The organism is Vibrio sp. 10N.286.48.C11, from assembly GCF_041469805.1.
Lineage (GTDB): Bacteria > Pseudomonadota > Gammaproteobacteria > Enterobacterales > Vibrionaceae > Vibrio > Vibrio crassostreae_C.
Genome location: NZ_JBFRLK010000006.1, coordinates 29,997 through 41,891 on the forward strand (window position 1 = coordinate 29,997; position 11,895 = coordinate 41,891).

Annotated in this window: 12 protein-coding genes and 1 other RNA gene; 7 read left to right on the forward strand and 6 right to left on the reverse strand. The window is 44.9% G+C overall.

Annotation, left to right across the window (positions count from 1 at the left end):
- Positions 1-39 precede the first annotated feature (39 nt).
- Both fbaA and mscS read left to right on the forward strand, forming a co-directional pair.
- Positions 40-1,116 (forward strand): class II fructose-bisphosphate aldolase, encoded by a 1,077-nt coding sequence (gene fbaA, locus AB4209_RS02335; protein ID WP_010435694.1) that lies wholly within the window; start codon positions 40-42, stop codon positions 1,114-1,116.
- Positions 1,117-1,493: 377 nt separating this feature from the next.
- Positions 1,494-2,360, forward strand: a complete 867-nt coding sequence (gene mscS, locus AB4209_RS02340; protein WP_017063201.1) for a small-conductance mechanosensitive channel MscS — start codon at positions 1,494-1,496, stop codon at positions 2,358-2,360.
- Between the two features lie 96 nt (positions 2,361-2,456).
- Here the strand turns inward: mscS and AB4209_RS02345 are convergent, their stop codons facing one another.
- Positions 2,457-3,086, reverse strand: coding sequence for a LysE/ArgO family amino acid transporter (locus tag AB4209_RS02345; RefSeq protein WP_017059061.1), 630 nt, complete (start codon positions 3,084-3,086; stop codon positions 2,457-2,459).
- Positions 3,087-3,228: 142 nt separating this feature from the next.
- Between AB4209_RS02345 and AB4209_RS02350 the strand changes: the two genes are divergently transcribed.
- Together AB4209_RS02350 and AB4209_RS02355 are read left to right on the forward strand one after the other, a co-directional pair.
- On the forward strand, positions 3,229-4,125 hold the full coding sequence (locus AB4209_RS02350) for a LysR family transcriptional regulator ArgP (RefSeq protein WP_017068706.1): 897 nt from the start codon (positions 3,229-3,231) through the stop codon (positions 4,123-4,125).
- Positions 4,126-4,236: 111 nt separating this feature from the next.
- Entirely contained in the window at positions 4,237-4,950 is a 714-nt protein-coding gene (locus AB4209_RS02355) for an oxidative stress defense protein (protein ID WP_017068705.1), read from the forward strand.
- Positions 4,951-5,068: 118 nt separating this feature from the next.
- Here AB4209_RS02355 and serA read toward each other — a convergent pair whose 3' ends face one another.
- From serA to zapA, 5 genes are all read right to left on the reverse strand, one after another.
- On the reverse strand, positions 5,069-6,298 hold the full coding sequence (serA, locus tag AB4209_RS02360) for a phosphoglycerate dehydrogenase (protein WP_372054664.1): 1,230 nt from the start codon (positions 6,296-6,298) through the stop codon (positions 5,069-5,071).
- A 261-nt stretch (positions 6,299-6,559) separates the two neighbouring features.
- Complete coding sequence (gene rpiA, locus AB4209_RS02365) at positions 6,560-7,216, reverse strand: ribose-5-phosphate isomerase RpiA (protein WP_017059057.1); 657 nt, start codon at positions 7,214-7,216, stop codon at positions 6,560-6,562.
- A gap of 124 nt (positions 7,217-7,340) precedes the next feature.
- Positions 7,341-7,940, reverse strand: coding sequence for a 5-formyltetrahydrofolate cyclo-ligase (locus tag AB4209_RS02370; protein WP_372054666.1), 600 nt, complete (start codon positions 7,938-7,940; stop codon positions 7,341-7,343).
- A 6-nt stretch (positions 7,941-7,946) separates the two neighbouring features.
- A non-coding RNA gene (gene ssrS / locus AB4209_RS02375) (6S RNA) lies at positions 7,947-8,130 on the reverse strand.
- Between the two features lie 11 nt (positions 8,131-8,141).
- Positions 8,142-8,450: a cell division protein ZapA gene (gene zapA, locus AB4209_RS02380; protein ID WP_004735366.1), complete on the reverse strand. Its 309-nt coding sequence runs from the start codon at positions 8,448-8,450 to the stop codon at positions 8,142-8,144.
- A gap of 308 nt (positions 8,451-8,758) precedes the next feature.
- Between zapA and AB4209_RS02385 the strand changes: the two genes are divergently transcribed.
- From AB4209_RS02385 to AB4209_RS02395, 3 genes are read left to right on the forward strand one after another with little or no spacing between them, the layout of a single operon-like run.
- Positions 8,759-9,334 carry a YecA family protein gene (locus AB4209_RS02385; RefSeq protein WP_017070457.1) on the forward strand — a complete coding sequence of 192 codons (576 nt, stop codon included), beginning with the start codon at positions 8,759-8,761 and terminating at the stop codon, positions 9,332-9,334.
- 24 nt (positions 9,335-9,358) lie between these two features.
- Positions 9,359-10,537: a 2-octaprenyl-6-methoxyphenyl hydroxylase gene (ubiH, locus tag AB4209_RS02390; protein WP_372054670.1), complete on the forward strand. Its 1,179-nt coding sequence runs from the start codon at positions 9,359-9,361 to the stop codon at positions 10,535-10,537.
- Between the two features lie 11 nt (positions 10,538-10,548).
- A complete protein-coding gene (locus tag AB4209_RS02395) occupies positions 10,549-11,772 on the forward strand; it encodes an FAD-dependent 2-octaprenylphenol hydroxylase (protein WP_372054668.1) in 1,224 nt (407 codons plus the stop codon).
- The last annotated feature ends 123 nt before the right edge of the window (positions 11,773-11,895 follow it).

An 11,895-nucleotide genomic window follows, 5' to 3' on the forward strand; every position in this document is an offset into this window, starting at 1 on the left:
TTTTAATCTTAAAACGATAGAATAAATAGGACTATTTCCATGTCTAAGATCTTCGATTTTGTAAAACCTGGTGTGATTTCTGGCGATGACGTACAGAAAGTATTTGAAGTAGCAAAAGAAAACAAATTTGCTCTTCCTGCTGTAAACGTTGTTGGTACTGACTCTGTAAACGCAGTACTAGAAGCAGCTGCTAAAGTTAAAGCTCCAGTAGTTGTTCAGTTCTCTAACGGCGGCGCTGCATTCTTCGCAGGTAAAGGCGTTAAACTTGAAGGTCAAGGCGCACAAGTTCTTGGCGCTGTAGCTGGTGCAAAATACGTACACGCTGTAGCTGAAGCTTACGGTGTTCCAGTTATCCTGCACACTGACCACGCTGCTAAGAAACTTCTTCCATGGATCGACGGTCTACTAGACGCTGGTGAAGAGTTCTTCGCACAAACTGGTAAGCCTCTATTCTCTTCTCACATGCTAGACCTTTCTGAAGAGTCTCTAGAAGAGAACATCGAAACATGTGCTAAGTACCTAGAGCGCATGGCTAAAATGAACATGACAATCGAGATCGAACTTGGTTGTACTGGTGGTGAAGAAGACGGCGTTGATAACTCTGATATGGACGCATCTGAGCTTTACACTTCTCCAGAAGACGTAGCATACGCTTACGAGAAACTAATGGCTGTTAGCCCACGTTTCACTATCGCTGCATCTTTCGGTAACGTACACGGTGTTTACCAAGCTGGTAACGTTGTACTTACTCCAACTATCCTACGTGACTCTCAAGCATACTGTGCAGAGAAGTTCGGTATCGCACCTAACGCTCTAAACTTCGTATTCCACGGTGGTTCTGGTTCTTCTGAAGCAGAAATCCAAGAGTCTATCGGCTACGGTGTTATCAAAATGAACATCGATACTGATACACAGTGGGCAACTTGGGACGGTATCCGTCAGTACTCTGCTGACAACTTCGATTTCCTACAAGGTCAAATCGGCAACCCAACTGGCGAAGCTGCTCCAAACAAGAAGTACTACGATCCACGCGTATGGCTACGTGCTGGTCAAGCTTCAATGGTTGCTCGTCTAGAGAAAGCATTTGCTGACCTTAACGCTGTAGACGTACTATAATTCTTTGAATTAAGTACTCTTTAAGTTTTAAAAACCCGCTCATTGAGCGGGTTTTTTTATATCTGATAAAAACTTGTACTAAATATGTGAAAAACCTAGCGTGCGGTGAATAAATTTCGTAGTCTTTTAGTTATCGGTATTTGTGTTTATCGGTAAGTTTTAATAATTCAAAAGCTTACATAAATATGACTTTGCAATCTGTCAAAGATAGGATATCGTGCCGAAAAACTGAACTTGGTTCAGTTTATAAAAAGGACTTGGCTTTAATTTACTTTTAACACAATGACTTAACGGTAATTACACTGTTTATTATATTGCAGAGTAAATGAGGCTTAAGGCAGTTTAGCCCATAGCATATTATATAGAGGATGCACATTATGGCTGATAGTTCGACAGCGATTGAGACTCCACTTGTGGATGGTTTGTCTCAAGCAGAGCAGTGGTTAACAAATAATTCAGATTTATTTATCCAATATGGCGTAAATATCATTTCAGCACTGATAATTCTATTTATTGGTAACCTTATTGTTAAAGCAGTAGCGAATAGCGTGTCTAAGGTTCTTCAGAAGAAGAAAATGGACCGAGCAGTTGTGGAGTTCGTCCATGGTTTAGTTCGTTACTTGTTGTTTGTGATTGTTTTAATTGCTGCACTTGGTCGTTTAGGTGTTCAAACGGCATCTGTAGTTGCTGTTATTGGTGCGGCTGGTTTAGCCGTTGGTCTTGCACTACAAGGCTCACTATCTAACTTTGCTGCTGGTGTACTTATCGTTGCATTCCGTCCATTTAAGTCTGGTGACTATGTGGAAATTGGTGGTGTGGCAGGTTCAGTTGATTCTATTCAAATCTTCCAAACGGTTCTAACAACGCCAGACAACAAAATGGTTGTAGTACCTAACGGTAGCGTTATCGGCAGCCCAATCACAAACTATTCTCGTCATGCGACGCGCCGTATTGATCTAATGATTGGTGTTTCTTACAACGCTGATCTTCAGAAGACAAAAGCGCTACTGACTAAGATCTGTGAATCTGATGAGCGTGTACTGAAAGAACCTGGCGTTCAAGTTGGTGTTCATACGCTTGCTGATTCTTCAGTTAACTTCGTTGTTCGTCCATGGGTTAGCACTGCTGACTACTGGAATGTTTATTTCGACCTGATGCAAGCAATCAAAGAAGGCTTGGATAACGAGGGTATCGAAATTCCATTCCCGCAAATGGATGTACACATGAATAAAGTAGAAGCTTAATTCCTAGTTAGTTTTTATAACTATAAGCTTTTATAAGGAAAGGCGGATAACTTAGGTTATCCGCCTTTTTTGTTGGTTTCATGAAGCTAAATAGATTTACCAGTATTGCTCAATAAGTCCATCGGTAAGCACCGTTGCTATGGCGAACATCATGGTTGCGACTGCGATATCAATGCCTTTCTTAACCTTAGGTTTAGATAGCGTCGGGCCTAGTTTTGCAGCGCCTAATGACAAAGAATAGAACCAGACGAACGAAGCCAATATAGTCCCCATAGCAAATGCAATTCTGTCGTTGCCTTCAAATTGCCCACCAATGGATCCAAGAATTACCACGGTATCCAAATAGAGATGTGGGTTTAATACTGTTACTGCCAATGCCCCTAAAATAACGGTGCGCTTGCCACGCGCTAATATCTCACCTTTCGACTCATCACTGGTGCGCACTTTGAATGCACTGCGTAGTGAGAGCAAACCATACACAGTCAGAAAAGCGATGCCACCTAGTGTCACTGAGGTAAGCAGTAATTCATTTTGCGACAAGATCGCTCCGCCGCCAAAAATGCCTAATGAGATAAACAGAGTATCGAGCAGGCTACAAATCGTTGCTGTCGTTAAATGATGATTGCGTTTTATCCCTTGATTTAGGACGTACGCATTCTGAGCGCCAATAGGGATAATCATACTTGCCCCTAGACCAAAACCTTGTAATAAAACCCAAAAACTCATTTTAACCTCCACTTATTTAACGATATTTACGTGCTATATGGCGAAGATACTCTGACCCTTTAAATAAGTATAATTAATGATTTTAATCCATTATTAGAGTTGCTAATGTGGTGATGAGTTAGCTTAAAAAGGAAGCAAATTGATGCGCGGATTGGATTATAAATGGATTGAAGCACTGGATGCTGTAGTAAAACAACGTAGCTTCGAAAGGGCTGCTGAGCAGTTATATATCTCCCAGTCGGCGGTATCTCAACGCATCAAACAGCTGGAAAAGTGGTTGGCTCAGCCAGCCTTGGTGAGAGAAAGCCCGCCTAGGCCAACGCCTGCGGGTAAAAAACTACTGGGCTTATATCGCCGTGTTCGTTTGTTAGAGCACGAGCTTGTGCCTGAGTTGATGAATGAAGAGGGTAATCAACCACTATCGATATCCATAGCCACCAACGCTGATAGTTTGGCGACATGGTTGCTACCAGCTTTGTCGGATGTGATTAAGTCTCGCCAAGTCGAGTTGAACCTCGCGATTCATGGTGAGTCGAGAACCATTGAAAAGATTAAAAGTGGCGAGGTGGCCGGTGCAATCAGTTTGGAGTCTCAAGCGATTCCTGGCTGCAGTGCTGACTATCTCGGTAGGATGGATTATGTGTGCGTGGCTAGCCCTGACTTTCATCAGCGTTACTTTGCAGAGGGCGTAAACTACGCCACCTTAAGCAAAGCACCTGCGGTTTCCTATGATCAATACGATGATCTGCATAAGAAGTTTCTGCATGATCATTTTAACGTCCCGAGAGACAGTGTGATCAATCATACAGTCGGCAGTTCAGAAGCATTTGTGCGCTTGGCATTATCGGGTGTAGCCTATTGCTTGATCCCCCGATTACAGATTATCGATGAGCTCGAGTCTGGTGCTCTGATTGATATTACCCCTGGCTTTCTGCTCTCTTATCGCATCTATTGGCACCATTGGCAGCTTGAGAGCGGAGTATTAAAAGAGGTATCCCAAGCAATATTGAGTTTTGCTCACAATCACTTACCTCAGTAAACTGTTGGTTTTTTCAGCGTCAAAGTTCTGTTAGAAGTGTGTGCTCTGGATTGGCTAAACGATAAATTGCTCTATGATGAAAGGACATTTGTTTAGCATAGGTCATACCTAATGAAGCTTGTACCAAAGATGTTAGCAACGTCTCTTACTCTTACTGCGGCGTTGAGTGCTGTGAGTTTTCCATCATTGGCTGACTCTCCATCCTTTCCTCATATTTCAACGACAGGCTATGGTGAAGTGATCGCTACACCTGATATGGCGACATTCTCTGTGAGAGTCGTGGAATCGACGATGACTGCTGAACAGGCTAAAAATACCGTTGATAAAGTCGTGACAGGCTTTCTAAACAAGCTACATCAAGCTGGTGTCGATGAGGCGAGTGTACACAGCTCTAACCTGTATTTATCTCCTCAATATCATTACCCGAAAGATGGCAAACCGGAACTGGTTGGCTACCGCGCCTCACGTAATGTGACCGTTCAAGTGACTGAGCTAGCTAATCTTAATGAGTACATGGATATTGCGATTGGAGAAGGCATTAATCAGATCGACAACATCCAACTGCAAGTTCGCGACCAAGCTAAGTATCAAGAGCAAGCGCGCTTAGAAGCCATTAAAGATGCGACATCAAAAGCTAAATCATTGGCGAGTGGTTTTGAGCGCGAGTTAGGTGATGTATGGCGCGTGGATTACAACGCCCAATCTTCTCAGCCAGTACTCATGCGTTCAATGGCGATGGATGCAAGAACAGAATCGAACTCTTATGAAGACTCAACGATCACCATTCGTGATCGAGTGAATGTGATCTACCAACTAGAAGAGTAGTGAACATACCTCAGGAGGGATTAGATCATCATGATCTATTTACCTACAGTAGGCCAAGTACTAAAAAGGCTCTCATTACGAGAGCCTTTTCTATTTTACTTATGATCTAATTCGATGATTAGTGAAGTAGACGAGCACGAATTGTGCCTTCGATCTCTTTCAGTTTAAGCAGAGCTTCTTCTGAACGATTCGCTTCCACGTCGATAACCACATAACCCATATCTGCTGCAGTTTGTAAGTACTGACCTGCAATGTTAATCCCTTCCTCAGCGAAGATGGTGTTGATCTGAGTTAGGATGCCTGGGCGGTTTTCGTGAATGTGTAATAAACGAGACGTTCCAGTATGCAGTGGTAGTGATACCTCAGGGAAGTTAACACTTGATAGCGTAGAGCCGTTATCAGAGTATTTCGCTAGCTTACCAGCAACTTCAACACCAATGTTCTCTTGTGCTTCTTGAGTTGAACCACCCACGTGAGGCGTTAGGATCACGTTATCGAACTGCATTAATGGAGACTCAAACGGGTCTGCATTGGTTTTTGGTTCTGTTGGGAAAACATCAATAGCCGCACCTGCAAGGTGTCCAGACTCCAGAGCGCCACACAGAGCAGGAATATCGACTACCGTGCCACGAGCTGCGTTGATAAAGATAGAACCAGGCTTCATGCGCTCGAACTCTTCTTTACCCATCATGTCTTTTGTTTCGTTGGTTTCAGGTACATGCAAAGAGATTACGTCACACTTGTTCAGTAATTCCGTCATGGTATGAACTTGCGTTGCGTTACCCAGAGACAGTTTGTTTTCAATGTCGTAGAAGTAAACACGCATGCCAAGGTTTTCAGCAATAATACCCAGTTGAGTACCGATGTGACCGTAGCCAATAATACCTAAACGCTTACCACGGGCTTCGTAAGAGTTGTCGGCACTCTTTTTCCAGATGCCACGGTGTGCAAGCGCGTTCTTTTCTGGAATGCCACGTAGTAGCAATAGAACCTGACCAAGAACGAGCTCAGCAACGCTTCGAGTGTTTGAGAACGGTGCGTTGAACACAGGGATACCGCGTTTTGCTGCTGCTTGAAGGTTGACTTGGTTAGTACCAATACAGAAACAACCGACGGCAACCAGCTTTTCAGCTGCATCAATAACTTCTTGGGAGATATTAGTGCGAGAACGAATACCAATGAAATGAGCATCTTTTACTGCTTCAAGAAGTTCATCTTCCGGTAGCGAGCCTTTGTGGTACTCAATGTTTGTGTAACCAGCGGCTTGCAGTACTTCTACAGAAGAAGGGTGAAGACCTTCTAGAAGTAGAATTTTAATTTTTTCTTTTTCCAGTGAAACTTTGGCCATTGTTCTCGTCCTTAAAATGGAAAGGTTGGGCAAATGCGGCGCACGTGCTACAAAATGGCTGAAAGGGGAACAAATTCACCACTTTGTTAGGAGACAAACGATTTCCCTGTGCGTCTTCTGAACAATAAAGTAACAAAAAAAAAATGTTTTGGGTAAGAAAATTACGGAATAAGACATAATTTTACAGCAATAAAGCAAAAAAAACGGCGCCCTAGGGCACCGTATGTAATGAAGTAACAGAAAAACTCAATCTTCTATTATTTATTCTTCGATTTTTGCACCTTCAGGCGTGCCGGTGATAACCACATCAGCACCACGGTGAGCGAACAGACCAACCGTCACCACACCAGCTATACCATTGATGATATCTTCTAGTTGTTTCGGGTTTTCGATCGCCATGCCGTACACATCTAGGATCACGTTGCCGTTATCGGTTGTGCAGCCTTCGCGGTAAACTGGGTCACCACCAAGCTTAACCAACTCACGTGCCACGTATGAACGTGCCATTGGGATTACTTCAACAGGCAGTGGGAATTTACCCAACACATCAACTGCTTTAGTACCGTCAACAATACACACAAACTTATCAGAGATAGCCGCTACGATTTTTTCACGAGTCAAAGCAGCGCCGCCGCCTTTGATCATATCGCGAGTTGGGTTGATTTCATCTGCGCCATCAACATAGATGTCTAGCTTAGCGACATCGTTACACTCATACACTTTGATCTCTAGCTCTTCTAGTCGCTGCGTTGAAGCAACAGAGCTTGAAACCGCACCTTTGATTTTGTCTTTCATTGTGCCTAGTGCGTCGATGAAGTGATTTACTGTAGAGCCAGTACCTACACCTACAATGCTGCCTTCTTCAACATATTGAAGTGCTGCCCAGCCAGCTGCTTTTTTCATTTCATCTTGAGTCATGCCATTCTCCTGAATAAGGTCTTGCGCTTTGAATTGATCGTTTGCGTAATGATGAAGTTAACGTTTAGATATTGAGTTAACGTTTCTATATCGAGGTTAACGTTTGCGGCGCGATTATAGCGCTTTAATGGTTGTTTTCCCATTGCCAAGTTTTACTCGGAGTCACGATTTTAGGTAACGGAATGTCCCATTCTTCAATCGGTAGCGTATCAACATGTTGGCAATCATGAGCCAAACCAATAGGAGCTGCACCTTCGCCCGTCTCGAACCACTTTGCCAAGGTGCGATCGTAATATCCGCCGCCCATACCTAAACGATGGCCATGGGAGTCAAAGCCGACAAGGGGCGTAAGAATAAGGTCGAGTTGCTGACAAGGTTTAACCAGCATTTGATTGAGCTGAGGTTCGACAATACCGTACTTATTCAAGACCGTCGGTGTGGTTGGCGAGTAGTGTAAAAACAGCAGGTGCCCGGCAGAGAAGGGGTGCAATACTGGTAAATAAGTTTGCTTACCTTGCGCCCATAACCATTCGATTAAAGGCTGAGTATCGAGTTCGCCATCGATAGAGATATAGAGGGCAATATGCTGAGCAGACTGAATTTCATCAAGCTGCATGCACTGCTTAACTAAGTCGATACCGGATTGAGTTTGTTGGTCGCCAGATAAGGTATTGCGTTTGATACGGATCTGTTTGCGAAATTCGCTGCGTGTGAGCGTCTTCATAAGAAGGGATACCCCAAAGTGCCGTTGAGAATAGATGGCCCTTGAACCAGCGAGTTCAAGGCGGATCAGCAATGATTACCGTAGGCTTCTCGGTCGGGCCGAGCATGCTCAATAGCACTCAAGTACTAACCCTTAGGGATTGCTTATCGGCTCGGGGACGTGAATCCTCTGACAAACACTCCAGGGTAAATTTTGTGTACGCTATTGCTGTCCGTGCTTAACTTTACTGAGGACATCTGAAAGTGATGTCGTGAGCTGTTCCATTCGCTCGGTCAGTGCGTTTTGTTCATCATTTGCTTCAAACTTCTTGGTTTGTAATTCGTAGCAAATATTCAGAGCTGCGATAGTCAGCAGCTTCACTTCATTGGTTACCTTAGTACGTTCAGCCATCTCTTTCAATCGATTATCAAGATCGGCCGCCGCTGCAATCAATGACTCTTCTTGCCCTGGTGGACAATTCACTCGAGTCAGTTTTCCTAATATTTCAACGTCTACCGCTTGATTACTCATGATGGATGAACTCTTTAACGCGCTATTTTAAGGCTGTTGCCCTTCGCCATTTTTTGAGAAAGAAAAAGTGCAAGTACCGATGAGGAAGCAATCTCCTCTGAGGGAGAAACTATAGGTAAACCGCTATTAAGATTCAAGCTTTTCAGAGTGACTGTTTGTAAATGAGAGCTTGAGCACACAGTAATTCAGCAAATTGAACAATTGGTAGTCAGTCATCCTTCAATTGCTGGGGATCGATGCTTACCAGAATTGGGGTGAAGTGGTACGATTATACTATCGATATAAAGAATAACTGAGCGAGCTATCTGATGAGCGAAACTACTTTACCTGACTACCTAACGGTTGCGACTGAACTTCAATCGGCAAGTCTAGCCGTAACCCCTGCTGAGATGCACGGTTTATTAACGGGTATGTTAAGCGGAGGCTTAAGCCTTGCAGATAAAAGCTGGCAACCACTGATCTTCGATTACACCAATGAAGGCATGGGTTGGCCAGATCGCGCATTAACGCTAGCGGAAGCGACACTGAAAGTAACGACCAGTGAAATCACAGGTTCGGGTATGGAATTGTCTATGTTGCTGCCTGACGAAGACGCAAGCGCAAGCCTATTTGACTTGGCTGATGGTGTGTCTGATTGGATTAACCATTTCATTTCTGGTCTAGGCTTGGTTGGCGCTCAATTGAACAAAGCGTCTGACAGTACAAAAGAAGCATTAGCTGATCTAGAAGAGATGGCTAAGCTAGGCATTGACGAAGAAGATGATCTGGAAGAGCAAGCGCAGCTTCTAGAGCACGTTATTGAGCACGTAAAAGCGTGTGCACTAACGATTCATGCTGAATTTGGTGCTCGCCCATCTGAAGATGCGGCGCCTACCATTCATTAATTCGTTGGCCGGTTTGAGGTTATGATGGCTCAGTATGATGTTGTAATTGCTGGTGGCGCAATGGCAGGGGCAACCTTAGCCCTTGCTTTGAATCACCTAAGCCAAGGTTCACTGTCGATTGCGGTAGTGGAGCCTTATCAGGTTGATCATCAAGCTCACCCTGGGTTTGATTCTCGTTCGATTGCTTTGTCCTATGGCACGGTGCAGATCCTGGATTCTTTGCGCTTATGGCAATCTATCGCTCCGGTCGCGACCCCGATTAAAGATATTCATGTTTCGGATCGCGGGCATGCCGGAATGACAGACATCTACAGTGAAGAGCTTGCTGTAGATGCGCTTGGCTACGTGGTCGAGTTAGCAGATGTGGGTCGAATCTATCAGCAGAAACTTGAATCAGAAGCGGCAATTACCATGCTTTGTCCTGAGTCTGTTAGTAAAGTTGAACGTGAAGAAGCGTTGACGACGATTGAACTGACAAGTGGGCAAACAGTAACCACTAAGTTACTGGTTGCTGCTGACGGTGCAATCTCAACCTGTTGCCAACAGCTCAATATCTCATTGAGTGAGCACGACTTTGAGCAAGTCGCTGTGATTGCCAATATTGTGGCGAGTGAACCTCACCAAGGTCGCGCATTTGAGCGTTTTACCCATCATGGGCCAGTTGCTCTATTACCGATGAGTGACAACCGTTTATCGTTGGTTTGGTGTTTAACACCAGAGCAAGCACAAAAAGTGATGACGCTAAACGACAATGAATTTCTTGAGCAATTGCAGAATGACTTTGGCTGGCGACTTGGCCGATTAGAGAAGGTCGGCAAGCGCGCGAGTTACCCTCTGATTCTTCGTCACCGACAGCAAAATATCTCTCATCGATTTGCCATTGTTGGTAATGCTGCTCAAACGCTTCACCCAATTGCGGGGCAAGGCTTTAACCTAGGCATCCGAGATGTGGCTTCCTTGGCAGAAGAGTTGTGTACCCAGTTAGATGATGTAGGTCGTTACCGTGGTCTTGTTAACTTTAGAAAGCGTAGAGAACAAGACCGAGACGCAATGATCACGTTGACTTCAAGCCTAGTTCACCTGTTCTCAAACGATTATATGACCGCTCGCATTGGGCGTAATCTTGGGTTAGCCGTAATAGATAACCTTCCACCACTTAAAGGTCCACTTTTGCGTCATACGCTTGGCCTAGTAGAAAGATAAGGTAATAAATAATGATGCAAAGTGTTGATATCGCGATTGTTGGTGGTGGCATGGTTGGCCTAGCGCTTGCTGCTGCCCTAAAAGACAGTGACCTAAGAATCGCTGTCATTGAAGGCAGAGCGCCTAGTGAAGGGCTGAGTGAGCTGCCTGATGTGCGTGTATCCGCGTTGAGTCGTTCTAGTGAAGTGATTCTTCGTAACCTAGGTGCATGGCAAGGTATCGAACAAAGACGCGCTGCACCGTATCAAGCGATGGAAGTGTGGGAACAAGACAGTTTCGCTCGTATTGAGTTTGACTCGACACGCTTGGCTCAGCCTAATCTTGGTCATATCGTTGAAAACCGTGTGATTCAATTAGCGCTGCTTGATCAGGTTAAGAAACAAGACAACGTCAGCCTGTATATGCCCGCAACGTGTAAAACGATGGCGATTGGTGAAAGTGAAGCTTGGTTAACATTGGACAATGGTCAAGCACTGACAGCTAAGTTAGTTGTTGGAGCAGACGGCGCAAACTCTTGGGTTCGTAAGCAGCAAGATATCCCATTAACACATTGGGATTACGGACACAGTGCGATTGTCGCGAACATCAAAACCACAGAGCCGCACCACAGCGTTGCTCGTCAAATCTTCACGCCTCAAGGCCCATTGGCATTCCTACCAATGCAACCAAGCAACATGAGCTCGATTGTTTGGTCTACGGAACCAAATCGTGCCGAGAAGCTGGTATCCATGTCGGATGTTGATTTTAATAAGCAGCTAACGGCAGAGTTCGACTCGAAGCTTGGATTGTGCGAAGTGGTTGGTGACCGTTTTGCTTTCCCACTGCGCATGCGTTATGCGCGTGACTTTGCGGTAGAGCGTGTGGCTTTGGTTGGTGATGCTGCTCATACCATTCACCCATTAGCAGGGCAGGGTGTAAACCTTGGCTTATTAGACGCAGCAAGCTTAGCGCAAGAGCTGTTAAAGCTATGGTCTGCGGGTGAGGATATTGGCACCAAGCGTAATCTTCGCGGCTATGAGCGCTGGAGAAAAGCAGAGGCGGCGAAAATGATTGCTTCAATGCAGGGCTTCAAAGATCTGTTTGAAGGCGATAACCCAGCTAAGAAGCTGATTCGTGGTATTGGTATGAAGCTAGCGGGCCAATTACCGGGTGCGAAAGATGAGATCATGAAGCGCGCACTGGGTTTGTCTGGCAATCTTCCTGACTTAGCTAAGCGCCCCGTAGCACACCGATAGTCGCGTGAGATGGATTGCTGTTGATGGTCAGTAGCTAACGTTGATAGCAATTGACGACATCACGAACACGAAAAAGGGTTGGCATTATGCCAACCCTTTTTGTTTGTGCGCCGAGCATGGCGT